The organism is Amycolatopsis sp. NPDC104775, assembly GCF_055583325.1.
In genome coordinates this window covers 125,947-149,355 of sequence record NZ_JBVJOE010000005.1, presented here as the reverse complement: position 1 = coordinate 149,355, position 23,409 = coordinate 125,947, and the positions used below count along the sequence as shown (strand labels likewise).

At 71.6% G+C, this 23,409-nt stretch carries 22 protein-coding genes; 17 read left to right on the top strand and 5 right to left on the bottom strand.

Annotated features, from left to right (window positions below):
- Positions 1–19: 19 nt before the first annotated feature.
- Positions 20–574, bottom strand: coding sequence for an HD domain-containing protein (locus ACZ63D_RS23270; protein WP_465356443.1), 555 nt, complete (start codon positions 572–574; stop codon positions 20–22).
- A 104-nt stretch (positions 575–678) separates the two neighbouring features.
- Here ACZ63D_RS23270 and ACZ63D_RS23265 point away from each other — a divergent pair, with 104 nt between their 5' ends.
- The 11 genes from ACZ63D_RS23265 to lepB all read left to right on the top strand — a co-directional run bounded on the left by ACZ63D_RS23265 (position 679) and on the right by lepB (position 14,315).
- Positions 679–1,443: a crotonase/enoyl-CoA hydratase family protein gene (locus ACZ63D_RS23265; RefSeq protein WP_465356442.1), complete on the top strand. Its 765-nt coding sequence runs from the start codon at positions 679–681 to the stop codon at positions 1,441–1,443.
- Between the two features lie 531 nt (positions 1,444–1,974).
- A complete protein-coding gene (locus ACZ63D_RS23260) occupies positions 1,975–2,844 on the top strand; it encodes a glycosyltransferase family 2 protein (RefSeq protein WP_465356441.1) in 870 nt (289 codons plus the stop codon).
- Positions 2,845–2,846: 2 nt separating this feature from the next.
- Positions 2,847–3,317: a hypothetical protein gene (locus tag ACZ63D_RS23255; protein ID WP_465356440.1), complete on the top strand. Its 471-nt coding sequence runs from the start codon at positions 2,847–2,849 to the stop codon at positions 3,315–3,317.
- On the top strand, positions 3,314–4,414 hold the full coding sequence (locus tag ACZ63D_RS23250; RefSeq protein ID WP_465356439.1) for a glycosyltransferase family 4 protein: 1,101 nt from the start codon (positions 3,314–3,316) through the stop codon (positions 4,412–4,414). The genes ACZ63D_RS23255 and ACZ63D_RS23250 overlap by 4 nt, the downstream gene beginning before the upstream one ends.
- The gene (locus ACZ63D_RS23245) at positions 4,411–6,666 is read left to right on the top strand and encodes a hypothetical protein (protein ID WP_465356438.1); all 2,256 of its coding nucleotides are present in this window, start codon (positions 4,411–4,413) and stop codon (positions 6,664–6,666) included. Before ACZ63D_RS23250 ends, ACZ63D_RS23245 begins: the two co-directional genes overlap by 4 nt.
- Positions 6,663–7,808 (top strand): glycosyltransferase family 4 protein, encoded by a 1,146-nt coding sequence (locus tag ACZ63D_RS23240; protein WP_465356437.1) that lies wholly within the window; start codon positions 6,663–6,665, stop codon positions 7,806–7,808. Before ACZ63D_RS23245 ends, ACZ63D_RS23240 begins: the two co-directional genes overlap by 4 nt.
- Positions 7,805–9,145, top strand: a complete 1,341-nt coding sequence (locus ACZ63D_RS23235; protein WP_465356436.1) for an oligosaccharide flippase family protein — start codon at positions 7,805–7,807, stop codon at positions 9,143–9,145. Before ACZ63D_RS23240 ends, ACZ63D_RS23235 begins: the two co-directional genes overlap by 4 nt.
- Positions 9,090–10,265 (top strand): glycosyltransferase family 4 protein, encoded by a 1,176-nt coding sequence (locus ACZ63D_RS23230; RefSeq protein WP_465356435.1) that lies wholly within the window; start codon positions 9,090–9,092, stop codon positions 10,263–10,265. Before ACZ63D_RS23235 ends, ACZ63D_RS23230 begins: the two co-directional genes overlap by 56 nt.
- A 289-nt stretch (positions 10,266–10,554) precedes the next feature.
- Positions 10,555–11,808, top strand: coding sequence for a polysaccharide pyruvyl transferase family protein (locus ACZ63D_RS23225; RefSeq protein WP_465356434.1), 1,254 nt, complete (start codon positions 10,555–10,557; stop codon positions 11,806–11,808).
- Between the two features lie 241 nt (positions 11,809–12,049).
- On the top strand, positions 12,050–13,198 hold the full coding sequence (locus ACZ63D_RS23220; RefSeq protein WP_465356433.1) for a glycosyltransferase family 4 protein: 1,149 nt from the start codon (positions 12,050–12,052) through the stop codon (positions 13,196–13,198).
- 232 nt (positions 13,199–13,430) lie between these two features.
- Positions 13,431–14,315 carry a signal peptidase I gene (gene lepB / locus ACZ63D_RS23215; RefSeq protein ID WP_465356432.1) on the top strand — a complete coding sequence of 295 codons (885 nt, stop codon included), beginning with the start codon at positions 13,431–13,433 and terminating at the stop codon, positions 14,313–14,315.
- 11 nt (positions 14,316–14,326) lie between these two features.
- Here the strand turns inward: lepB and ACZ63D_RS23210 are convergent, their stop codons facing one another.
- Positions 14,327–14,779, bottom strand: coding sequence for a nuclear transport factor 2 family protein (locus tag ACZ63D_RS23210; protein WP_465356431.1), 453 nt, complete (start codon positions 14,777–14,779; stop codon positions 14,327–14,329).
- A 186-nt stretch (positions 14,780–14,965) separates the two neighbouring features.
- Between ACZ63D_RS23210 and ACZ63D_RS23205 the strand changes: the two genes are divergently transcribed.
- Positions 14,966–15,457 carry an ATP-binding protein gene (locus ACZ63D_RS23205; RefSeq protein WP_465356430.1) on the top strand — a complete coding sequence of 164 codons (492 nt, stop codon included), beginning with the start codon at positions 14,966–14,968 and terminating at the stop codon, positions 15,455–15,457.
- A gap of 33 nt (positions 15,458–15,490) precedes the next feature.
- Here the strand turns inward: ACZ63D_RS23205 and ACZ63D_RS23200 are convergent, their stop codons facing one another.
- Both ACZ63D_RS23200 and ACZ63D_RS23195 read right to left on the bottom strand, forming a co-directional pair.
- Entirely contained in the window at positions 15,491–16,117 is a 627-nt protein-coding gene (locus ACZ63D_RS23200; RefSeq protein ID WP_465356429.1) for a DsbA family oxidoreductase, read from the bottom strand.
- Between the two features lie 23 nt (positions 16,118–16,140).
- Entirely contained in the window at positions 16,141–16,998 is an 858-nt protein-coding gene (locus ACZ63D_RS23195) for an EamA family transporter (RefSeq protein WP_465356428.1), read from the bottom strand.
- Positions 16,999–17,082: 84 nt separating this feature from the next.
- Between ACZ63D_RS23195 and ACZ63D_RS23190 the strand changes: the two genes are divergently transcribed.
- Positions 17,083–17,970: a LysR family transcriptional regulator gene (locus tag ACZ63D_RS23190; RefSeq protein ID WP_465356427.1), complete on the top strand. Its 888-nt coding sequence runs from the start codon at positions 17,083–17,085 to the stop codon at positions 17,968–17,970.
- Between the two features lie 38 nt (positions 17,971–18,008).
- Positions 18,009–18,509, top strand: a complete 501-nt coding sequence (msrA, locus tag ACZ63D_RS23185; protein WP_465356426.1) for a peptide-methionine (S)-S-oxide reductase MsrA — start codon at positions 18,009–18,011, stop codon at positions 18,507–18,509.
- Position 18,510: 1 nt separating this feature from the next.
- Here msrA and ACZ63D_RS23180 read toward each other — a convergent pair whose 3' ends face one another.
- Positions 18,511–19,731 (bottom strand): MFS transporter, encoded by a 1,221-nt coding sequence (locus ACZ63D_RS23180; RefSeq protein WP_465356425.1) that lies wholly within the window; start codon positions 19,729–19,731, stop codon positions 18,511–18,513.
- 324 nt (positions 19,732–20,055) lie between these two features.
- Here ACZ63D_RS23180 and ACZ63D_RS23175 point away from each other — a divergent pair, with 324 nt between their 5' ends.
- Genes ACZ63D_RS23175 through ACZ63D_RS23165 form a run of 3 tightly spaced genes read left to right on the top strand, consistent with a single transcriptional unit; the run spans position 20,056 to position 23,406 of the window.
- On the top strand, positions 20,056–21,633 hold the full coding sequence (locus ACZ63D_RS23175; RefSeq protein WP_465356987.1) for an ABC transporter substrate-binding protein: 1,578 nt from the start codon (positions 20,056–20,058) through the stop codon (positions 21,631–21,633).
- Positions 21,630–22,589 (top strand): ABC transporter permease, encoded by a 960-nt coding sequence (locus ACZ63D_RS23170; protein WP_465356424.1) that lies wholly within the window; start codon positions 21,630–21,632, stop codon positions 22,587–22,589. Before ACZ63D_RS23175 ends, ACZ63D_RS23170 begins: the two co-directional genes overlap by 4 nt.
- Positions 22,582–23,406 (top strand): ABC transporter permease, encoded by an 825-nt coding sequence (locus ACZ63D_RS23165; RefSeq protein ID WP_465356423.1) that lies wholly within the window; start codon positions 22,582–22,584, stop codon positions 23,404–23,406. Before ACZ63D_RS23170 ends, ACZ63D_RS23165 begins: the two co-directional genes overlap by 8 nt.
- The last annotated feature ends 3 nt before the right edge of the window (positions 23,407–23,409 follow it).

Sequence of the window (23,409 nt, the reverse complement as noted above, 5' to 3'; positions counted from 1 at the left end):
GCGCCCATGTGGGTGAGCACTAACGAGACCGCCAGGCCAGCGGCGAGGTCTCCAGCGCTGCCGCGGCGACCTGCCGCGCGGTCTCGGTGAAGAGCCCAGCCTGCGCCGACGCGAGCCATTCGTCCACTGTGGAGACTCCGGTCGCGCGGTATTCCAAGGCCTGGAACAGCATTTCGAGTTTGTCGGCGTCCTTCGCGCACCGCGCCTCGGGCGACTCGCGAGTTTCGTACTCGTCTACCGCCGCCCGCACGGTTCGCGCCGAAGCGCTCGGCAACCCCGCGGTCTGGTCCGCCGTGATGGCTCGCGGTTCCGGCTTCGTCAGGTACGGCGAGGCAGTATGCGGGAGGTCGCCGGTGCGAGTCTCCTGAGTGTCGTGCCACAGCGCGAGAAACGCCGCGCGCTCGGGGTTCGCCCCTTCCTCGGCGGCGAGCAGCGCGGCCAGCTGCGCCGCGCGGAGGCTGTGCTCGGCTACCGACTCCGGGTCACGGACGCCCGCCTGCCACCAGCCAGCGCGGCGGACCCTCTTGAGCACTCCCAGCTCGAACCCGAACGCGGCCAGGTTTCCGGCGTCCATTCCGCGATCCCCTTCCCGTGCAGAGCACAGTGCCGATTCCCGTGCCGGAGCCTACGGGGCGTGGCATGCTGCCCGGACCACCGCCACTTCCGCAGGAGGCCCGCGTGAGCACTGTGCTGGTCGAGCACGACGGTCCGGTCACCACGATCGGCATCAACCGGCCTGAGCGCCGCAACGCCGTCGACCGGGCCACCGCCGAAGCGCTGGCCGACGCGTTCCGGGACTTCGACGCCTCGGACGCCGCGGTCGCGGTGCTCTACGGCGTCGGCGGGACCTTCTGCGCGGGCGCGGACCTCAAAGCGGTCAGCGAGGGCCGCGGCAACCGCACCGAGCCGGACGGCGACGGCCCGATGGGACCGACGCGGCTGCGGCTGCGCAAGCCGGTGCTGGCCGCGGTGTCCGGGCACGCCGTCGCGGGCGGACTGGAGCTGGCGATCTGGGCCGACCTCCGGATCGCGGACGAAACGGCGGTCTTCGGCGTGTTCTGCCGGCGCTGGGGCGTCCCGCTGATCGACGGCGGAACCGTGCGGCTGCCGCGGCTGATCGGCCGGAGCCACGCGCTCGACCTGGTACTCACCGGACGCCCGGTCGACGCGGCGGAAGCCCACCGCATCGGATTGGCGAATCGCGTCGTGCCGGCCGGGCAGGCAGTGCCCGCCGCGGTCGCGCTCGCGCGGGACCTCGCCGCGTTTCCGCAGACCTGCTTACGCGAGGACCGCGCGGCATTGCTGGAAAGCGAGTCCTTGAGCGAGGAATCCGCATTGGAAAACGAATTCCGGCACGGGATCCGGTCATTGACTGCGGACACTATCGCGGGAGCCGCCCGATTCGCCGAGGGCGCGGGCAGGCACGGGTCTTTCGAGAACTAATCGCCTCCGCAGCCGAGCTAATCACCTCCGAATACCTTTGCCCGGCAAGACATTCGCCGACTTTCGCAGGATTCCCGGCATATCGCGCATCCGGATCAGGCAGGCTTTCCGGGAACAGTTACACGCTTTTCGCCCGCTAGTCCATTCAGGTGAAACTGCACGCGAATTACTTTCGCTTTTTCTCGCGCCCGTCGTTATCACCTGCGACGACCGGTCGTTGTCGCGTCCCCATTCCGCGCTGCTCCGATCGAGCGAGGGAAAAATGCGCTAATCGCACGTAGCGCCCACCCCCGCGGCATCGATACAGATACGAGGCCGGGCGCCGAAGCGCGCTCGCACGGCCGCCCAGGCCGTTCGCACCGCCCCCACAACACAACCCCGCCCCCCGACCCGTCGCCGGCAGGCCCCCGCCGGCGGACGCCGCCGACCCGGCCTGACGAGGCCGGGCGATCGGCGCAGCCCGCCACCGGATCCGGCCGTGCGCCCGTGCTCCCTCCCCGCCGCGCCTCAGACCAGAACCGAGGTTCTTCCATGACGTCGAACATCGAGCGCGTCAGCTCCCCGCCGTCGTACGGCACCGCCTCCCGCCCGGCCGCTCCGCCCTGCTGCGGCCTGCGGACCGCCAGCCGCGGCGCCTGCGCCGAAAGACCCCGCCCGCGCAAGCTGTCCATCGTCATCCCCGCGCTCAACGAGCGGGTCAACCTGCCGCGCGTGCTGGGCACGATCCCGCACTCCGGCCTCGCCTCGCTCGGTTACGAGACCGAGGTGATCGTGGTCGACAACGCCTCGACCGACGGGACCGGCGAGGCCGCCGCCGCGCTCGGCGCGCGGGTGGTCCTGCAGCCGGTGCGCGGGTACGGGCACGCCTACCACGCGGGGTTCGCCGCCGCGACCGGCGACCTGATCGCCACCGGCGACGCGGACGGCACCTACCCGTTCGACCATCTGCCGGGACTGCTGGGCACCCTCGCCGAGCGGCAGCTCGATTTCCTCTCCACCAACCGGCTCGGCCGGGGGAACCGCGAGGCGATGAAGCCCTCGCACCGGATCGGCAACCGGGTGCTGACCCTGATCAGCCGGCTCTTCTTCCGTTCGCCGTTCCGGGATTCGCAGTCCGGGATGTGGGTGTTCCGCCGCCACGTCTGGCACCACCTCGACATCCGGTCCGGCGGGATGCCGTTCTCGCAGGAGATCAAGAACGACGCCTACATCCGCGGGTTCCGGTGCGGCGAAACCCCGATCGAGTACCGGATCCGCGGCGGCGACGTGAAGCTGCGCGCCGTGCGCGACGGCCTGCGCAACCTTTCGCAGCTCGCCGTCCATCGGGTGCGCACCGCGCGGGGGCGGTCGACCGTGCTCTGCACGGACGAAGCCGAGTGCGTGCTGGCGATGGCGGACTGAGCGTGGCCGACTCCGCAGGGGAAGAGAACCGGCGCGGCTGGCTGATGTTCGCCGGAGCGGCTTCGGCAGTGATGGCGCTCGCGGTCGTGACGGTTCTGGCGTGGCCTGCCGCGCGGACCTTCTTCCAGCAATCCTTCACCGAGCAGCCCGAGACCTACACCGAGCTGTATTTCGTCGGCACGCCCGTGTTCCGGGACGGAGCTGTCGCCGCGGAGGTCGCGCTCGTGCGCCATGGCCCCGCCCGCGCGGACTACACCGTGGCGGCCGCGCTGGAGACCTCGTCGGCCGACCGGCTCGAAGGAGTGACGCGGCGGGTGACCCTCGAACCCGGCCAGTTCACCACGGTGGACTTCCGGCTGCCCGTTCCGCCCGGGCACGTCGTGAACGCGATCGCGGTGAATGTCGTCGGCGGCATGGAGAGCCTCCGGTTTCGCTTGCCCGGCAACGCTTCCTCCCCGGGAGGCAGGCCGTGACGCCGCGTCGCCGGATCGTCCAGATCAGTCCGTACTACCCGCCGCATCTGGGCGGAATGGAAGCGGTGGTGCAGCACCTCGCCCGCCAGCAGGCGCGGCACCACGACGTCACCGTGCTCACCACGACCGTCGGTGCCCGCGATTCGCCTCGGCGCGAGCTGGTGCACAACGTCGCCACCGTCCGCGCTCCCGCGCTCGATGTCGCGCATACGCCGGTGTCCGCCGGTCTCGTTCCGGCGTTGCTGCGCACGCCCAAGACGTCGGTGTGGCACCTGCATGCCGCGCACGCGGTGCTGCCCGAGCAGGTCGCGCTCGCCGCCGCGGTGCGCCGTCAGCCGTTCCTGCTGCACTTCCACTTGGACGTCGACCAGTCCGGGAAGCTGGGCTGGCTGCTGCCGCACTACAAAAAGCACGTTTTCGCCCGGGTTCTGCGGGCAGCCGCCGGAGTGCTGGTGCTGACCGAGACGCAACGGGACTTCGTCCGCACCGCTTACCGCGTGGACCCGGCGCGGATCTTCGCGGTGCCGAACGGGGTGTCCGACGAGTTCTTTCTCCCGCCGCGCCCGCGAAGGGAACCGGTGCTGCGCTTGCTGTTCGTCGGTCGGCTCAGCCCGCAGAAGAACCTCGCCCGGCTCCTGCGCGCGCTGACCCTGGTGCGCCAGCCGGTCGTCCTCGACGTGGTCGGGGACGGGGAACAGCGGCAACGGCTCGAAGAAACCGTGCAGCAGAACGGGGTTCCGGGTGTGCGGTTCCACGGCCGTCTGCACGGTTCCGCTCTGCTGCACCGGTACGAGCAGGCTGATCTGTTCGTATTGCCGTCGGATCGCGAAGGGATGTCGCTCGCCGCGCTCGAAGCGATGGCCGCGGGACTGCCGGTGCTCGCGACCGACGTTCCCGGGAACACCGAGCTCCTGCACGGCATCGGCACCCTCGCCCCGGCCGATTCCACCGCCCTCGCCGCAGCGATCGACGAATTCGCCGCGAACGAGGAATTCCGGCGGCAGACCGCCGCGGCCAGCGCGAGAGCGGCTCGGGAGTTCACCTGGGCCGCGGTGGCAGCACAGGTCGAGGCCGTGTACGCCGAGGTGCTGCCGTGACGAGACCGAGTCAGCGCACCGTCGTGCTCGGATCGGTGCTCGTCGCCTGTGCCGTGGAGCTGATGCCATGGCGACCGGCCGTGCTGGTGACCGTCGCCGGTCTGTGGCTGGTGTTCGGCGCCCCGGCCTGGCTGTGCTGCCGGATTTCCGCCAGGATCGTGTCCACCCGCGTGGCGCGGTGGCTGCTCGGGCTGGGTTTCGCGGTGCTGGCCGCGATGGTGGCCGCGCTGGCCGTCAACACCCTGCTCCCCTGGTTCGGCGTCTCGCGTCCGTTGACGGCCGGGTCGCTCGCCGTGGCCCAGGCCTTGACCGCGGCGGCGCTCGCCTTCGCGGACCGGCGGCTCACCGGCAGCTCGCCGCCGGTGCGGGCGCCGAGGTGGATGCCGGTACGCGACGTCGTGCCGGTCGCGGTCCCCGGGATCCTGGCGCTGGTGGTCGCGATCGCCGGGGCCATCCGGCTGAACAACGGGTTCAGCGGCGCGACGAGCCTGGTCGCGCTGTTCCTCGTGGCGGCGCTGCTCGGGTTCCTGGCCGTCCGGGCGGACCGGTACGGCGACGGGGTCCTCGCGTTCGGAATCCTCTGCGCGGCAACGGCTTTGCTGCTGCTGACGTCCCTGCGCGGCTGGTTCGTCACCGGACACGACATCCAGCGCGAATTCCTGCTCTTCCAGCTCACCTCCGCCAAGGGGCGCTGGGACATCTCCGGCTATCCCGACGCGTACAACGCCTGCCTGAGCATCACCCTCCTGCCCGCTTCGCTGGCGCAGCTGACCGCGTTGCCCGGCTTGACGATCTTCAAAGCGGTGCTGCCGATGCTGTTCGCCGCAGCACCGGTCGCGGTATACCGCACCACCCGCAACCTCACCACTCCCCGGATCTCGCTCGTCGCCGCGATCTGTTTCCTGGCGTTCCCCACGTTTTTCACCGACATGCCGTTCCTCGGCCGTCAAGAGATCGCGTTCCTTCTGCTGGGCTGTGCAGTCCTGGCGTTGAGCGACCGCCCCGCGCCGCGCCGCGCGCGAAGGATCGCGTTCACCGTCTTTCTCGCGGGAATCGTGCTGTCGCACTACTCCACCACCTACGTGCTGATCGGGGCGTTGGTGCTGGGCAAGCTCGCCAGCGGGGTCATCCGGCTGGTGCCGCCGCTGCGCCGCCGTCTCGCCGAGCGGGCGCCGAAGGAAACCACCGACTTCGTCGTCTGGCCGATGATCGGCGTCGCTGTCCTGTGCTCCGCGCTGTGGACCGGGCCGGTCACCGGCACCTGGCAGCAGCTCCGGCTCACCGCGGTGGCCGCCGCCCAGGACCTGCTCCACCCGGACCAGGTGCAACGCGGCTCGTCCGACACCGCGTACAGCATTTTCGGCTCCGCGAGGGTCAGCCCGCAGCAACGGCTGCGCGACTACGCCGACTCGACGCGAGCCCGCGCCAGCGAACCGCCCAGCGCGACGGTCGTCCAGGTCGCTCCCGTGGACAATCTGCCGCTCACCGCGGCCGGTTCCGCCCTCGACCGGCTCGGCCTCGACGTCCCGAAGACCAACGGCCTTCTCCGGAGCTTGTGCGCGGACGCGCTGCAACTGCTGCTGCTTCTCGGCTTGGCCGGAACCCTTGTCGCCACCGCGACCGTCTTCCGGCCGACGCACGACCTGTTCGTCCTCGCCGCCGGCGGCTTGGGCGTGCTCGCCGCCGAGATCGCGGTGCCGCAGCTGTCGGTGGACTACGGACTCCTGCGCACGTTCCAGCAGGGGCTGTTCGGCTTCGCCCCGTTCATCGCGATGGGCTCGGTCTGGGCGCTGTCGTGGCTCCGGAAACGGTGGCGGACGCCCGCCGCCACCGCCGTCGCGCTGCTGCTGTTCCTCGACCTCACCGGCGCGCTGCCCCGGCTGTTCGGCGGCTACCCCGCGCAGCTGCACCTGGACAACGCCGGGCAGTACTACGACATCTACTACGCGCACCCGCAAGAACGCGCTGCGCTCGCCTGGCTCGAACAGCACACCGCCGCCCAGCGGATCCAGTCCGACCGCTACACGCTCAGCCGGCTCCAGACCTTGCTCGACGGCAGACCGGGGGACGACATCTACCCCGCGCTCGTCCAGCCGGGCTCGTATGTCCTGCTCGGCTATCCGGCCGTCCGCAAAGACGAGGTCACCGTGTTCTACCAAGGAGATCTCGTGACCTACCGCTATCCGCTGCAGTTTCTCGACGCCGCCAAAAACAAGGTCTACAGCAGCAATGGAACGAGTGTGTACCGATGACGTCGTCCCGTCCGCTCCGGATCCTGCTCGTCGCGCACTACTACCCGCCGCACGTCGGGGGGATCGAGAACGTCGCCGCGCAGCAGGCCCGGGCCCTAGCCGCGCGCGGTGCCGACGTCACCGTGCTGACGAGCGCACTGCCCGCCGCTCCCCCGGCCGCCGTCGACGGTGTCCGGGTCGTGCGCGTTCCCGCCTGGAACGGGGTGGAAGACCGGACGGGGGTGCCGTTTCCGGTGTTCGGACCCGAGTTGCGTCGCGCGGTCCGCGAAGGGGTGCGGTCGGCGGATGTCGTCCACTTGCACGACACGCTGTATCAGTCCTCGTGGCTGGCGGGGCTGCGGGCTGCGCGCACCGGCACGCCGCTCTTCCTGACGCAGCACGTGGCGATCGTCGAGCACCCGTCGGCGCTGGTGCGTTCCGTTCAGCACGCGGTGTACCGGACTGTCGGGCGACGATTGTTCCAGGCCAGCCGCGAGGTCTTCGTGGTCAACGATTCCGTCGGCGCCTTCGTCCGCCGATTCCGCGACAGCGTGGAGCTTCTGCCCAACGGCGTCGACACAGCGCGGTACCGGCCCGCGTCCGCCGGAGAACGCCGGGTGCTGCGGGAGCGCTGGCGGCTCCCCGCAGACCGGGTTCTGGTGCTGTTCGTCGGACGTCCGGTGCCGAAGAAGGGCTATGACCTGCTTCTCGCCGCCCGGCACCCGGACTACGACCTGGTCTTCGCCGGAGACCGGCCGAACCACGCCCCTGCCGACCCGGCGATCCACCACCTCGGCGCACTGAGCCCCGACGAGATCAGCGGTCTCTACCGCGCCTGCGATGTCTTCGCCCTGCCCTCGACCGCGGAAGGATTCCCGCTGACCGTCCAAGAAGCCATGGCCTCCGGCCTCCCGGTCGTCACCACCGACGACCCCGGTTACGCCTCCTACGGACTCGACCGGACCCAGGTCGCGCTGATCCCCCGCGACGCGGAAGCCCTCCGCGCGACCCTGCGGTCCCTGGCCGCCGATCCCGCCCGCCGCGCGGCCATGGGCCGCTGCTCCGCCGAGTTCGCCGCCGCCCGGTTCTCCTGGCCGGACCACGCCGCGCGGCTCGAAGAGAGCTACCGCGCGGCACTCCGCCCGGCCTGGATTCCGGCATGATCGCGCTCGCTGGCCCCGCGCCGTCCCGCGCCGCCCGGCTGAGATCCGATCCGCTGGTGCGCAACTCGTTCTTCCTCATGGCCACGACCGCGCTCGGCGCCGGATCGGGCTTCGTGTTCTGGATCGTCGCCGCCCGGCTGTACCCGCCCGCCGAGGTGGGCTGGGCGAGTTCGCTGCTGTCTGCGGTGACCCTGCTGAGCTATTTCAGCGGGCTCGGGCTCAGCTCCAGCCTCGTCCGGTTCCTGCCCACGGCCTCGTCCCGCGGCGCGCACGTCAGCTCCGCGCTCACTTCGGTCGCCGTCACCGGGACCGTTCTCGGAGCGGGATTCGCGCTCGTCGCGCCGTTCGTCTCGCCCGGGTTGTCCTTCCTCAGCGGGTCGGTCCCGCAGATCGCGCTGTTCGCGCTGCTGGCGATGGCCGTCGCGCAAAACCTGCTGACCGACTCCGTGTTCGTCGCCTTGCGCGCGGCGAAGTACAACCTGCTCCTCAACGGCGTCCTGATGAGCGCGGTCAAAATCGCCCTGCCGGTCGTGTTCGTCGGCGCGGGCGCGATCGGCATTTTCCTTTCCAGCACCGTGGCTTCCGCGGTCGCCGCCGTCGCGAGCATTCTCGTCATCCGCCGTCGCCTGCACATCCGGATGCGGCCTCGCGTGTACCCGGCGACGCTGCGCTCGACGCTGGCGTACTCGCTCGGCAACTACGCCTCCAGCTGCTTGAATCTCCTGCCGCTGCTAGTGATTCCGCTGCTCGTGCTGCGTTCGCTCGGGCCGGAAGCGTCCGCGGCCTACTTCGTGGCGTTCCAGATCGCCAACTTCGTCAACGCCGTGCCGTTCGCCGTCGGCGAGGCGCTGTTCGCCGAAGGCTCGCACGAACAGGAAGACCTCAAGCATCTGGCGAAACGCTCGGCGCTGCTCATCCTCGCGATCGTGGTGCCCGCCGTCAGCGTCACCGCCGCCCTCGCGAAACCGGTGCTGACCCTGTTCGGCGCCAGCTACGCCGCCGACGCCCGGAACTGTCTCGTCGTCCTCGCCGTCTCCGCGCTCGCGGTGGCTTTCAACACCTGGTCCGGGTTCCTGCTCAAGGTGACCCGGCAGCTCTCGGCGATGAATCTGTCCAATCTGGTCTACGCGGCGGTCACCGTCGGGCTCGCCGCGCTCGGGGCTCAGCACAGCCTCGTCTGGATCGCGGCGGCCTGGGGCGTCGGCAATCTCGCGTCCGGGCTGGTCGCGGTCGCCGCACTGGCGCTGCGCGGGCTTTCCCCGTGCGGCAAGGGAGGTTCGGATGAAAATCGCGCACATCGTCAACGTCGGCTTCGAAGCCGGCGGCGCGGAGCGTAGCGTCCGGCTCGTCTCCGGCGGGCTGCGCCGCCGCGGGCACCGGGTCCTCGTCGTCGCGACCGACCACCTTCTCGACGACCCCGCCGTCAGCGACCGGGAAGTCTTCGCCGACGTTCTGGTGCCCGCGATCCGCGGAGGCCCGGCCCGGCGCGTCGCGGGCTACTTCTGGCACCGGCCCGCCTACCGGCAGGTGACCGCCGCGCTGCGCTCCTTCGGGCCGGATGTGGTGCACCTGCACACCATCGGCGAGTTCAGCCCCGCCGTGCTCAGCGCGTCGGCCGCCTATCCGCGGCTGCTCACCGTCCACGGCCCGGAGGATTGGACCGGACGACTGCTGTCGTGGAACCTGCGCAGCCGCGCCGAAGGCCGCGCCCGGCTGTCCACAATGGATACCGCACGGCTGGCGTATTTGCGTTTCCTGCAACGGCCCGCCTATCTGCGTCGCCTGCGCACGGTCGACCGCGTGCTCGCCCCGAGCCAGTTCCTCGCCGACGCCGTCCGGCACGATCTGCCGCGGACGCCGATCCACGTCGTCCCCAATGGCGTGCCGCTGCCCGACGCCAAGCCAGTCCCCGACGCCGCCCACGCGCTGTTCGTCGGCCGCCTCGAACCGGTGAAAGGCGCACACGTGCTCGTGAACGCCTTCGCGACCGTCGCCCGCCGTCTGCCGGGCGCGAGGCTGACGCTCGCCGGGGACGGCACCCAGCGGGCCGTCCTGGAAAAGGCGGTCAGCGAACACGGGCTGGCCGACCGCGTCCGGTTCGCCGGCTGGCTCGGCGGACCCGAACTCGCCGCGGCCTACCGCGCCGCTTCGGTGGTGGTGATTCCGTCGGTGTGGCCGGAGAATTTCCCGACTGTCGCGCTGGAAGCCCTCGGCGTCGGACGGGCGGTCGTCGCCACCGACGTCGGCGGCCTGCCCGAACTGGTCCGCCCGGGCCGCAACGGGGTGCTCGTCCCGCCCGGCGAACCCCGCGCCCTCGCCGACGCGCTCTCCCGCCTTCTCGGCGACCCGGCGCTGCGGCGGGTCATGGGAGCGCGCTCGGCCGGACTCGCTTGCGGCCACGGCCTCGAGCGGTTTCTCGACCAGCTCGAACAGCATTACCAGGAGGTCCGGCGATGACCCGCTCGCCCCGGCGCCTCGCCTGCCCGACACCCGCGGACGGCTCTTCCCCGCCTCCGGCCCGAGCACGGCCGCCCTCCCGAACCGGGCGCCCCAGCCAGCAGGCCAGCCGATCCCCGGCGCCTTCCCGTGCCCTCGCACTGTCCGACCACCCCCAATCGCAAACCCGCCGACACCCCGCCCCACCCGCCCTCGCACTGTCCGGCCGCCCCCAACCACAAACCCGCCGACACCCCGCCCCGCCACCCGCCTTCGCCCCGCCCGACCGTCCCCGCCCGGAGGTGCGCCGATGACCCGCGTCGTCGTAGTCAACGCGTTCGAACGCGGCAACCGCGGCGACGCCGCCCTGCTCAGCGTCCTGCTCGACCAGATCCGCCGAGCCCTGCCCGGCTCCCGGATCGCGATCGCCGGGTTCGAGCCCCCGGAGCGCTGGCCGGAGTTCGAGGGCGTGCCCAACCTCGGGTCGTTCCGCCGCTACTCGGGCGAGGAGAACATCCCGCGGCTCCGGCGGATCCTGCGCAAACTGAGCCTGCTGCCCGTCCTCGCGCTCGCCGCCGCCCGGCTGCCCCGCCGCGTGCTGCTGGCCGCGGCCCGGCTGCTGCCCGCCGAACCGCGCCGCGAACTGCGCGCCCTCGCGACCGCCGACCTCGTCGTCTCCCTCGGCGGCGGCTACCTGAACGGCCGCGCGGACTTCGCCTCCGACCTGAACATCCTGTTCCTGCTGCTGCCGCTGTGGCTCGCCGAACGGTTCGGCGCCCGGGTCGTGACCGGCCCGCAGTCCTACGGCCCGTTCCCCCGCCGGTTCCAGCGCGTGCTGGTCCGCCACGTCCTCGGCCGCGCCGACGCGGTCCTGGTCCGCGAGGACATCAGCCGCGACCGGCTCGCCGAACTCGGCCTGCCGCCGCGCCTGCTCACCCGCGGCGTCGACAGCGCCTTCGCCTTCGAAACCGGCTCCGGCCGCGCCTGGCGCCCCGCCCTCGGCATCCCCGCCGACGCCCGGATCGCGATGGTCACCGCCCGCCAGTGGCTCGACGAGGCCGGGCAGCACCGGTACGAGCACGCCTTGACCGCGGGCATCCGCCACCTGCTCGGCCTCGGCTACCACGTCGTCCTCGTCCCGCAGGTGACCTGCGCTTTCCAGGGCGACGACGACCGCAGGGTCAACACCCGCCTCGCCGCCGGGCTCGAGGACCCCCGGCTGCGCGTGCTCGGCGACGACACCTTCGACCACCGCGACGCCCGCGCTCTCTACGCCGAGGCCGACCTCGTGCTCGGCACCCGCTTCCACTCGGTCATCTTCGCCCTCACCGCGCACGTCCCGTGCCTCGCGATCGGGTACGAGCACAAGACCGCGGGCATCATGCGCGACCTCGGGCTCGAAGAATGGGTCGTCGGCATCGGCGAAGTCCGCGACACCACGCTGCCCGCGCTCCTCGACAGCCTCATCGGCCACCGCGAGACCTACCGGCGGCACCTGCGCGAGGTGCTTCCCCCGTACGCGCGCCGGGCCCGCGACCTGAGCCCCCTGCTCGATGCCGCCTGAACCGCGGTCAGCCCCGCCTCAGCCACCGGAACCGGCGGCAGCCGCAGCGTCCGCAGTCGGTGCCCCCGCGCAAATGCCGGTGCTCGCCGCGTTCGTGACCGCACGCGCGGCACCGCACCGCCGCCCACGCCATCCGGATCCCGGACATCCCGCGCCTCCTCGCGTTTCCCCCATTCCCGCCGACCACACCATCACATCCGCGCGCGCCTGGCCAACCGGACCAATGAGGACAGGAGGCTCCGTGAGCCGCGAACGAACCGTCGTCTTCGTGACGCCGTACTACCCGCCGGACGTCGGCGGCGTGCAAACCTACGTGCACAGCCTGGCCACCGCGCTGCGGGACGTCCCCGGATGGCGGCCGGTCGTCGTCACCGCCAGCCCCCGCGCCCGCTCCGACGGCTCCTTCCCGGTCTACCGGCTCCCCGCGCTCTTCACGTTCTCCAACACTCCGCTCGACCCGCGCTGGCCGTCCCGGATCCGCAAGATCCTCCGCGCCGAGCAGGCCGACTACGTCAACGTGCACACTCCCGTGCCGGGCTTGGCCGATGCCGCTTCCCTGGCCGCCGGAAACATCCCGGTCGTCGTGACTTACCACGCCGCCGCGCTGGCCAAGCACGGTCACCCGCTCTTCAACATCGTCGCGCGCGCCTATGCCAGCGCGGAAAACGCCATGCTGCGCCGAGCCGACCTGATCCTCGGCGTTTCCGACTACGTCGCCGCTCGCTTCCGCCCCCGGTTCCTCGGCAAAGTCGGTCTTCTGGAGAACGCCGTCTCCTCCGAGGCGTTCGCCGCGCCGATCGCCGGGATCCGGCCCTACGCCGCCGCTTTCCTGGCCCGGCTCGAACCGACGCACGCGTGGAAAGGCCTCGATCAGCTCCTGCATGCGATGCAGCGGCTCGTCCGCTCCGCCCCGTCGGCCCGGCTGCTGGTGATCGGCGACGGGGCCGCACGACCCGGATACGAAACCCTCGCCGGGAAACTCGGGATCGCCGACAACGTCACGTTCGCCGGAAACCTCGGCGGCGACGCGAAATTCCGCGCTCTGCGCAGCGCCAGAGCACTCGTCCTCTGCCCAACCAGCCCGAACGACGCCTTCCCGACCGTCCTGCTCGAAGCGTGGGCCAGCCGGGTGCCGGTCGTCGCCGCCGCAGTCGGCCCGCTCGCCTCGCTGGTCGACGACGGCGTCAACGGGCTTCTCGCCGCCCCGCGTTCTCCCGAAGCGCTGGCACAACAACTGCACCGCCTCGAGAACAGCCCGGCGCTGGCGGACACGATCCGGGAGAACGCCTTCGAACTCGTGCGCAGCCGCTATACCTGGAGCCATCGGGTCGGGGAGTTCATTCGGCACCTCAACGCGGTGGAGCGGCGCGGGGCTTCGGTTTCCCGCTGACGTCCGCCGTGAGCCACCCGCCCGCTTCACCACTTCCGTGCTGTGAGTTCCGCTGGATCCCGCGGCACCCTCCCGCCTTCGCGCCGGATCCCGCAGCAAGGTCCCGGGTGCGGCCCGTTTTCCTTCCCCGAGGGCGAAACCTCCGGTTGCCGTCCCGGTCACCGGCACGACCCCCCGATCGTGGCCGCGCGCGGTCCGCCGCCCGGCGGGCGGATCTGGGTAGCCTGACGGCGTGGCCGACCCGATCCCCCCAGTCCCCGCCCCCGGCGAGTCCGGATCCGAGCGCCCCGGCGCGGACGAGCCGCCCCGCAAGGGCAGGCGGAAGCGTCCGTTCTGGCAGGAACTGCCGATCCTGATCGGGATCGCGCTGGTGCTGACGATCCTGATCCAGCAGTTCGTCGCGAAGGTGTTCCTGATCCCGTCGGCGTCGATGGAGACGACCCTGCACGGCTGCGACGGCTGCTTCGGCGACCGGGTCGTCGTCGACCGCGTCATCTACGATTTCACCGATCCCGCGCCCGGCGACGTCATCGTCTTCCGCGGCCCGCAGCCGTGGACGGCGAACGAGATCGCCCCGCAGGAACCGGGCAACATCTTCACGAAGGCGTTGCGCGGCCTCGGTTCGCTGGTCGGCTTCGCGCCGCCGGACGAACGCGACTTCGTCAAGCGCGTGATCGCCGTCGGCGGCCAGACCGTCCAGTGCTGCGATCCGCAAGGTCGCGTCCTGGTCGACGGCAAACCGCTCGACGAGCCGTACGTGCACTGGCTGGACCAGCCGCCGTCAGTGCGGCAGACCTTCCCCCCGGTCACCGTCCCCAAGGGAAGCCTCTGGGTGATGGGCGACAACCGCGAGAACTCGTGCGACTCCCGCTGCCAGGGCGGCGGCGGGCTCAACGGCACCGTCCCGGTGGACGACGTCATCGGCAAGGCACGGGTGATCGTCCTGCCGCCGTCGCGCTGGGGCGGCGTCAGCGACCACGACCCGCAGGCCGCGCCCGCCGCGCTCGGGGCTCCGGCGTGGCAACAGGGAATCCCGCTCGGGGCGGGCGCGCTGCTGGCGTTCCCGACCCTCGCCGCCGGGCGGGGCCTGCGGCGAAAGCTGGCCAACCGTCCGTGAGGACAGCGGAATCACCCGCCGGAACCGGCCGCCCGCAGGACGTCCAGCCGGAGATGCCGCGACAGGTCTCCGGTCAGCTGCAGCACCGGCGTCCGTTCCGCGAACCGCCACTCGCCGCCGCGCCGGGCGAAGCGGTCGTCGTAGTGCCCGGCCGCGATCGGCTGCAGCGGAAAGCCCGCCGCGGCTTGGAAAACGGTGAAGTAGCTGTGCGCGGAAGCCGTGTTCTCCTCGACCGCGATCCGGACGTTCGTCGTCACGTGGCGGGTCCTCGGCGTGCCGTCGGGATGGAGGATCAGGAACTCGCGGAACCAGCTCTCCACCGCCTCCCGCCCGGTGCGGGCGCCGCCGCTGTGCAGGGTGCCCTCGCGGAACAGCTCGCCGACTCCGGCCAGATCGCCCGCGTCGACGCACGCCGCGTAAGTCATGATCAGGTCCTGGATCGCCCACCGGGCTTCTGCCGACACGCGGCCAGCTTAGGGCTCCCCCGGGAACGCCGCGAAACCGCTTCCCCGCCGCGAAATCCCGCCCGGACCTGTGACCTGCGGTTCTCCCGGACACCGCCCTCCCGCCGCGACCGGGCCCGGCGGCGGTGGCATGATGCCCGCACGGTCCCGGCCGATCGGACCGCTCGCCGAGGAGGAAGGTGACGCTTGAGCACGCGCACTACCCAGGTGGACGACCTCCGGCTGGTGGCGCAGCCGAGCGCGGTCCCGTGCACCGAGCTGTTCGTCCGCCTGATCCTGACCGACTGGTCGCTGATGCCGATGCTGGAGCAGGTCACGAACGCCGCGGTCCGGCTCGTCGGCGACGTCGTCGACCAGAGCAGCCCGTCCGCGCCCGCCTTCGTGACCGTCCGGCTTCAACTGCGCGGCGACCGGCTCGTGGTCGAGGTCGACGACGACCTCGTCGCCCCGTCCCCGCCGCGGGACGAACGCATCGGCGTGCGCGCCGGCGACCGCGGCGGGCGCACCACGTGGTGCGAACTCCCGCTGCCCGGCGGGATTTCGGCCGGGCAGGTCCGGCTGCCGCGCCGGGGCGACCGGCGCACGCTCGTGGACGAACCCGTCTCCGGCGAACCGGTCACCGCGGATCCGCAGGTGCTCGAACGGCTGCTCAACCGCCTCAGCACCTGGTCCGAGTAACCGCCGCCCGGCTGCTTCGCGGCAGCCGGGCCGTCACCCGGCGGACGCCGCCCAGGCCTTCTCCAATGCCTGCGCGAAAACCTCCGCCGACTGACCGCCGGAGACGCCGAACCGCCGTCCCAGCACGAAAAACGGCACGCCGCCCGCACCCAGCTCCGCGGCTTCCCGTTCCTCGGCCCGGACCGCGTCGGCATACCGCGACGGATCCGCGAGCACCGCTTCGGCTTCCGCGCGCGGCAATCCCGCCTCCTCGGCGACGTCGGCGAGCACCTCCGCGGCGAACACCGCGCGAGCCTCGGCGAAATTCGCGCGGAACAACGCCGACACCATCTCGTTCTCCAGCCCCTTTTCCCGGGCCAGATGCAGCAGGCGGTGCGCGTCGAAGGTGTTGCCGATTTCCCGGTCCGTGCGGTAGCCGAGCCCTTCCGCCTCCGCGAGCCCGGCGACCCGCTGCTCCATCTCCCCGGCCTGCGGCCCGTACTTCGCGGTGAGCATGTCCAGCAGCGGTTCGGTCCCGGTCCGCCCGGGGTCCAGTTCGAACGACCGGTAGGTCACGGTCACCTCGTCCCGGTGCTCGAACCCGGCCAGCGCCTTCTCGAACCGCGCTTTCCCGAGGTAGCACCACGGGCACACGACATCGCTCCAGATCTCCACCTGCATGCCCCCAGCGTAGATCGCGGCGGCTAGACGGCGGTCTTCACCGGCTCGCGCGCCCCGGTCCGCTGGGCGCCGACGCCCGCCGCCACCACGAACGCGACCCCCGCCACGGCGGCGGGATCGGGCATCTGGTGCAGCACGATCAGCCCGAGCGCCAGCGCGATCGCCGGCTCCAGGCTCATCAGCGTCCCGAACGCCGACGCGGTCAGCCTGCGCAACGCCATCATCTCCAGGCTGAACGGCACCACCGGGACGAGCACCGCGAGCCCGAGACCGGCGAGCACCAGCGGCCAGGTCAGCTGGCCGGCGACCGCCGGGCCGTGCACGACCGTCGCGACCAGGCCGGCCACCGGAATCGACACCGCCAGCCCGCGCAAGCCGGACACCTCGTCCCCGACCCGTTGCGTCAGCACGATGTAGGCGCCCCAGCAGGCCGCCGCCGCGAGCGCGCACGCCAGGCCGATCAGGTCGGCCCCGCCCTGCCACGGTCGCGTCAGCAGCACCACTCCGGCCGCCGCCAGCACCGGCCACACCCGGTTTCCGCCGCGGCCGCGCACGATCGCGACGGTCAGCGGGCCGAGGAATTCCAGTGCGCTCGCCGTGCCCAGCGGCAGCCGGGTCGCGGCGACCATGAACAGGATCGTCATCCCGGCGGTGGCGAAGCCGAGCACCACGCACGCCAGCAGCGCCGGGCGGCGGAACGCCGACGGCCGCGGCCGCACGAGCACCAGCAGCAGCACGCCAGCCCACGCGAGCCGCAGCCACGCGACGCCGCCCGGCCCGATCTGGTTCGCGAGACTGACCGAAACCGCCAATCCGAACTGGACGGACAGCATGGCGCCGACGGCGAGCGCGGCACCGGTGCGGGGAGTGGAGGGAAGCACGCCGTCCAGGGAAACCCAGCCAGACCGTTCGTGTCCACGTGCCAATCCTGGACGTACTGTCCGGATATCCTGGACAATCGGCGGATGGAGACCCGCAGGCTGCAGTTCCTTCTCGAATTGTCGCGGCTCGGCTCGATGCGCGCGGTCGCGGACGTGCTCGAAACCACAACTTCGACCGTCTCGCAGCAGATCTCGGTGCTGGCGAAGGAAACCGGCGTCGCGCTGCTCGAACCGGACGGCCGCCGCGTGCGGCTCACTCCCGCCGGGCGACGGCTCGCCGAGCATGCCGTGACGATCCTGGCCGCGGTCGAGGCCGCGCGCGTGGACCTCGATCCCGAAGCCGAACCCGCCGGAACCGTGCGCGTCGCCGGGTTCGGGACCGGCGTGCGGCACGCGGTGCTGCCGGTCGCGGACCTCCTCGCGCAGCGGCATCCGCGGGTCCGGGTCGTGATCAGCGAGCACGAACCCGCCGAAGCGCTGGCGCAGCTGCGGACCGACGACATCGACCTGGCCCTGACCTACGACTTCAACCTCGCGCCCGCGGCCGCCGATCCGTCGCTCGCGGTCCGTCCGCTGTGGACGGCGCCGTGGGGGCTGGGGGTGCCGCGCGCGGACGCGAACCGCCTGCGGGGCAAGGGAACCGTGGAGGTGTTCGCCGCGTTCCGCGATCGAGACTGGATCGGCAACTCCCGCGACGGCGCGGACGAAACCGTCGTCACGACGCTCGCCTCGACGGCCGGGTTCGCGCCGCGGTTCACGCATCGCGCGGACAACCTGGACCTGGTGCAGGACCTGATCGCCGCGGGCGGCGGGGTCGGCCTGCTGCCCGAGTCCTGGCCGACCCGGCCCGGCGTCGCGGTGCTGCCGCTGACCGGGCCCGACGTCCGGCTGCGGGCCTTCGCCTGCACGCGGCGCGGACGGGACGCGTGGCCGCCGCTCGCCCTCGTCCTCGGGCTGCTGCCCGGCGACTAGCATGAAGGCGCAGGGAGTTCGAGCACGGAGGAGGCGAAATGGCCGAGGAGAAGGCGATTCTGGCCGGCGGGTGTTTCTGGGGCATGGAGGAGCTGTTCCGCCACCAGCCCGGCGTCACCGCCACCCGCGTCGGCTACAGCGGCGGAGACACCCCCAACGCCACCTACCGCAACCACGGCACCCACGCCGAAACCATCGAAGTCACCTACGACCCGCAGCAGACCGACTTCCGCGCCCTGCTGGAGTTCTTCTTCCAGGTCCACGACCCCACCACCAAAAACCGCCAAGGCAACGACATCGGCACCAGCTACCGCTCCGCCATCTTCTACACCACCGACGAGCAGAAACGCATCGCCGAAGACACCATCGCCGACGTCGACGCCTCCGGCCTCTGGCCCGGCAAAGTCGTCACCGAAGTCACCCCCGCCGGAGACTTCTGGGAAGCCGAACCCGAACACCAGGACTACCTCCAGCGCTACCCCCACGGCTACACCTGCCACTTCCCCCGCCCCGGCTGGAAACTCCCCAAGCGCGGCTGAATCAGCGCGCCATCGCGGCCGCTGCCTCGCGGAACGCCGACGGGGACAACTGCCGCCACACGAGCGCCGTCCCGAGCAGCTGGACCGCCGCCGCCATCACCCACACCCCGCGCAGGCTCCAGTGCAGCGCGACGAGCCCGCCCGCGAGCGCGCCCAGCGGCGTCAGGCCCCATGCCAGCGCCCGGTGGCTGGTCAGCACCCGCCCTAACAGCTCCGAGGGCGTGAACCGCTGCCGGCTGGACTGGGAGCAGACGTTCCAGACCAGCGTCGTGCCGGTCAGGAAGATCAGCACCGCGCCGACCAGCGCCGGCCACGGCGGCACGATCGCGATCAGCAGCTGGCTCAGCACCGCGCATACCTGCGCGATCCGCATCGCCGTCGAGTAGCCGAACCGCCGCACGAACCGGTCCACGAAGAACGAAGAAGCCACCCAGCCGATGGCGAGGCAGGCGAGCAGCACGCCGTAGCCGAACGACGCGAGGTGCAGTTCTTGCGTCGCGTAGAGGACGAGCATTGAGTTGCCCGCAGACGCCGCGAAAGACCCCAGCGCGACCGTGATGGTGATCGACCGCAGCAGCGGCGTACCGACTAGATAGCGCAGCCCGGCCGCCACGTCCTTCAACGGATGCGCGGGCGTGCGCACCGGCTTCGCCGACGGAATCCCGCGGGCGAGCAGCAACGCGACGAGCGCGGCGACCGCCGCCAGCCACGCGGGCAGTCCCGCACCGATCCCGATCAGCAGCCCGGTCGCCGGGGGCACGACGAACTGGACCATGCCGCGGTCGATCACCTGCAGCCGGGAATTCGCCATGTCGAGCTGATCCGGCGCGACGACCTCCGGGACCACCGAACCCGCCGCGCCGTCGCCGAACACCTGCGCCGTCGTGAGCACGAAGGCCACCACGAGCAACGCGGGCAGGCTCAGCGAACCGGTGGACCCCAGCACCGCCAGGGTCAGCGCGGCGACGATCTGCACCGCGTACGCCGAGGCGAGCACGGTCGTGCGCCGGACCCGGTCGATCACCACCCCGGCGAACAGCGAAAGCAGCAGCCACGGCGCTTGCCCGGCGACGTTCACCAAAGACACCGCACGCGGGTCGGTCGTGATCGAGACGGCCAGCAACGGCAGCGCCGCGAGCAAAAGCCCTTCACAGGTCGAACCCGACACCGCCACCGCTTGCAGGCGGACCCAAGCCGTCCCGCCCCCGCCTCGCCCCGCCATGTCCGTCAGTGTCCTCCGCGGCGCAACCGGTTTTCCGCAGCGCACGGCCGCGGCCTCTCGCTCTCCGGACCTCCTCGCCGAACAAAACCGCGCCGGATATCACGCGGGCGCGGGCCACGCTTTCCCTTGTGCGTCAACCGGATGCCGCGTTCGCGGCCGGATCGCGGGAACGCGGTTCACCTGCTGGGACGGGCTTCAACGAACCGCCGCGAACGGTTGAGCTGAGCACATCCGCTCCGTCCCCGCTGGAGGAATTCCGTGCCCCGCCACACCCCGCCCCGACCCGGCCGTCCCGCCCGCGCACGGTCCCGTTCCGCCTTAGCGCTGGCCCTTCCGCTGCTGCTCGCCGCCTGCGGCACGGCGGGCGGGGCCGGCGCGGGCGACGCCGGTCCCCCGCGCCCGGGCGGCACGCTCCGGCTGGGCATCTCGTCCAATCCGGACTGCGTCGATCCCCAGCAGGTCAGCACCAACGCCGCGGTGAACGTCGGCCGTCAGCTGGTCGATTCGCTGACCGACCAGGACCCGAAAACCGGCGCGATCACGCCCTGGCTCGCCGACCGCTGGACGGTCAGCCCCGATTCGACGAGTTTCACCTTCCACCTCCGTCCCGGCGCGACGTTCTCCGACGGGTCCCCCGTGGACGCCGCCGCGGTGAAGACCAGCTTCGACGGCATCAAGGCGCTCGGCGCGAAGGCGCTGCTCGGATCCAGCTACCTCGCCGCCTACCGCGGCGCGACGGTGGTCGACCCGGCGACGGTGCGGCTCGATTTCACGCAGCCCAGCGCCCAGTTCCTGCAGGCCAGCTCCACGATGTCGCTCGGCGTGCTCGCGCCCGCGGCGTTCCGGCACACCGCCGAGCAGCGCTGCCAGGGCGTCGGCCTGATCGGCTCCGGCCCGTTCGTGTTCCTCAGCTTCAAGCCGAACCAGGACATCGTGCTCGGCAAACGCACCGGCTACCGCTGGGGTTCGCCGTTGTGGCGGCACCAGGGCGAGGCGTACGCCGACAAGATCGATTTCCGCGTGGTGCCGGAACCGGGCGTGCGGTCGGGCAGCCTGACCTCGGGCCAGCTCGACGCGATCACCGACGTCCAGCCGGTGGACGAACCCCAGTTCTCCGGCAAAGGTTTCGCCGAACCGGTCCGGCCGAACCCGGGCATCGTGTTCAACCTGCACGCGAACGTGACCCGCGGCGTGCTCGCCGACCAGAAGGTGCGCCAGGCGGTGTCGAAGGGCGTGAACCGGCCCGAGGTCACCAGCACCGTGCTCACCCCGAACTACAAGCCCGCCACGAGCATCCTCGGCTCCGCGACCCCGCTGTACACCGATCTGTCCAAGGAACTCGCCTACGACCCGACCGGTGCCCAAGCGCTGCTGCAGTCCGACGGCTGGGTCCCCGGCCCGGACGGCATCCGCACGAAGAACGGGCAGCGGCTGACGGCGTCCGTGCTGTTCTCCCCGGTGTTCAACCAGAACCAGAGCGTGCTGGAGCTGATCCAGCAGCAGCTGCGCAAGATCGGCTTCGACCTCAAGATCGAGCTGCACACCAACGCCGAGGTCACCCGCCTGCAGCAGGCCGGCGACTACGAGTTCCTCTGGTACAACGTCACCCGCGCCGACCCGGACATCCTGCGCCAGCAGTTCTCCACGAAGGCGAACAACCGCAGCAAGCTGCCCGCGGACAACCCGCTCGACGCGTCGCTGATCGAACAGTCCGCCACCGTCGATCCCGCGAAACGCAAGCCCGCGGCGGAACAAGCGCAGCGGACCATTGTGGAGCAGGCCTACTCGATCCCGGTTTTCGAGCTGACGCAGGTGCTCGGCGTCGGTCCCACCGCGCATGACGTCGGCTTCGAGGCTTCCTCGCGGCTGCAGCTGTTCGACGCCTGGGTTTCGGGCTCGTGAAAGGCTTCCCGCTGCTTCGCCGCGTTCTACAGGCCATAGTGGTGCTGTGGGCGGCGTTCACGCTCTCGTTCGTCATCCTGTACCTGCTGCCCGGCGACGCGGTGCTGACCAAACTCGGTTCCGCCGAGGGCGGCCCCAGCGCGTCGCCGGAGCAGATCGCCGCCCTGCGCGCCGAATACGGGCTCGACGATCCGGTCCTCGTGCAGTACGGCAAGCACCTCCTCGCCGCGCTGCACGGCGACTTCGGCACCTCCGTGGCCACCGGCGACGACGCGACGCACCAGGTCCTCACGGCCTTGCCGCCGACGCTCGCCGTCTCCGGGCTGGCGCTGGTCCTCGCGATCGTCCTCGGCGGCGGGATCGCGGTGCTGGGCACCTTCACCCGCACCCGCTGGGTGAGCCAGCTGCTGCTTTCGCTGCCGCCGCTGGGCACTTCGCTGCCGACGTTCTGGGTCGGGCTGCTGCTCATCCAGCTGTTCTCGTTCCAGCTGCGGCTGTTCCCGGCGCTCGGCTCGACCGGTTTCGCGTCGCTGGTCCTTCCGGCGGTCACGCTCGCCCTGCCGACCGGGGCGATCATCGCGCAGGTGTTGGCGAAGAGCCTGCGGACGCAGCTCGCCGAACCGTACATCGAAGTCGTGCGGGCGAAGGGCGCGAGCCGGTCCCGGGTCCACTTCGGACACGCGCTGCGCAACGCCGGGCTGCCCGCGTTGACGCTGGCGGGGGTGGTCGCGGGCAACCTGCTGGCCGGTTCGGTGGTCACCGAAACCGTATTCTCGCGCGACGGCCTCGGCCGGGTCACCGCGGCGGCGGTGACCGCGCAGGACGTGCCGGTGGTGCAGGCGGTGATAGTGCTCTCCGCGTTCTTCTTCGTGGTGCTCAACCTGGTCGTCGACCTCGTGTACCCGCTGCTCGATCCGCGGGTGTCCGCGCGCAAAGAGGTGCCCGCGCATGTCTGAAATCGCGCTGCCTCACCGGTTCCTCGTGCGGCGGCCAGGCTTGCTCCTGTCCGGGCTCGTCCTCGCCGCCGTGCTGATCGCGGCTTTCGCCCCCACGTTCTTCACCAGCCAGGACCCGATCACCGGCGTCCCGTCCGAACGGCTCCAGGGGCCGTCCCTCGGCCACCTGTTCGGCACCGACGAGACCGGGCGCGACGTCTTCGCCCGCGTCGTCCACGGAGCCGGGCTGTCCCTGCGAGCGACGGTGCTCGCCGTCCTCGTCGCGTTCGCCGCCGGGTCCGCGCTGGGGTTGCTCGCCGGGTTCCGCGGCGGCTGGCTCGACGCGGTGGTGATGCGGATCGTCGACGTCCTGCAGGCGGTTCCGGCGATCCTGCTGTCGCTGGCGCTGGTGACCGCGCTCGGGTTCGGCACCACCAACGTCGCGATCGCCGTCGGGGTCGCGAATCTCGCCGCGTTCGCCCGGCTGATGCGCGCCGAGGTGCTGCGGGTGCGCTCCGGCGTGTTCGTCGAGGCGGCGCGGGCGTCCGGCGTGCGCTGGGGCGGGGTGCTCGGGCGGCACGTGCTGCCCAACGCGCTCGGACCGGTGCTGGTGCTGGCCACAGTGACGGTCGGGACCGCGGTGCTCGAGGTGTCCGCGCTCAGTTTCCTCGGGTTCGGCGCGAGCCCGCCGACGCCGGAATGGGGCGCGCTGGTGGCGGGCGGACGCAATTTCCTGGCCACCGCTTGGTGGATGACCACGTTCCCGGGCTTGACCGTCGCGGCCGTCGTGCTGGCCGCGAACCGCGTGTCCCGGGCGCTCGACGGCGAACGGAGCTGACAA

What these genes read in the sequence shown, in the direction of transcription:
- ACZ63D_RS23270 (WP_465356443.1), bottom strand. Translation starts at nt 574, where the DNA reads ATGGACGCCGGAAACCTGGCCGCGTTCGGGTTCGAGCTGGGAGTGCTC.
- ACZ63D_RS23260 (WP_465356441.1), top strand. Translation starts at nt 1,975, where the DNA reads ATGACGTCGAACATCGAGCGCGTCAGCTCCCCGCCGTCGTACGGCACC.
- ACZ63D_RS23240 (WP_465356437.1), top strand. Translation starts at nt 6,663, where the DNA reads ATGACGTCGTCCCGTCCGCTCCGGATCCTGCTCGTCGCGCACTACTAC.
- ACZ63D_RS23235 (WP_465356436.1), top strand. Translation starts at nt 7,805, where the DNA reads ATGATCGCGCTCGCTGGCCCCGCGCCGTCCCGCGCCGCCCGGCTGAGA.
- ACZ63D_RS23230 (WP_465356435.1), top strand. Translation starts at nt 9,090, where the DNA reads ATGAAAATCGCGCACATCGTCAACGTCGGCTTCGAAGCCGGCGGCGCG.
- ACZ63D_RS23225 (WP_465356434.1), top strand. Translation starts at nt 10,555, where the DNA reads ATGACCCGCGTCGTCGTAGTCAACGCGTTCGAACGCGGCAACCGCGGC.
- ACZ63D_RS23200 (WP_465356429.1), bottom strand. Translation starts at nt 16,117, where the DNA reads ATGCAGGTGGAGATCTGGAGCGATGTCGTGTGCCCGTGGTGCTACCTC.
- ACZ63D_RS23190 (WP_465356427.1), top strand. Translation starts at nt 17,083, where the DNA reads ATGGAGACCCGCAGGCTGCAGTTCCTTCTCGAATTGTCGCGGCTCGGC.
- msrA (WP_465356426.1), top strand. Translation starts at nt 18,009, where the DNA reads ATGGCCGAGGAGAAGGCGATTCTGGCCGGCGGGTGTTTCTGGGGCATG.
- ACZ63D_RS23180 (WP_465356425.1), bottom strand. Translation starts at nt 19,731, where the DNA reads ATGGCGGGGCGAGGCGGGGGCGGGACGGCTTGGGTCCGCCTGCAAGCG.
- ACZ63D_RS23165 (WP_465356423.1), top strand. Translation starts at nt 22,582, where the DNA reads ATGTCTGAAATCGCGCTGCCTCACCGGTTCCTCGTGCGGCGGCCAGGC.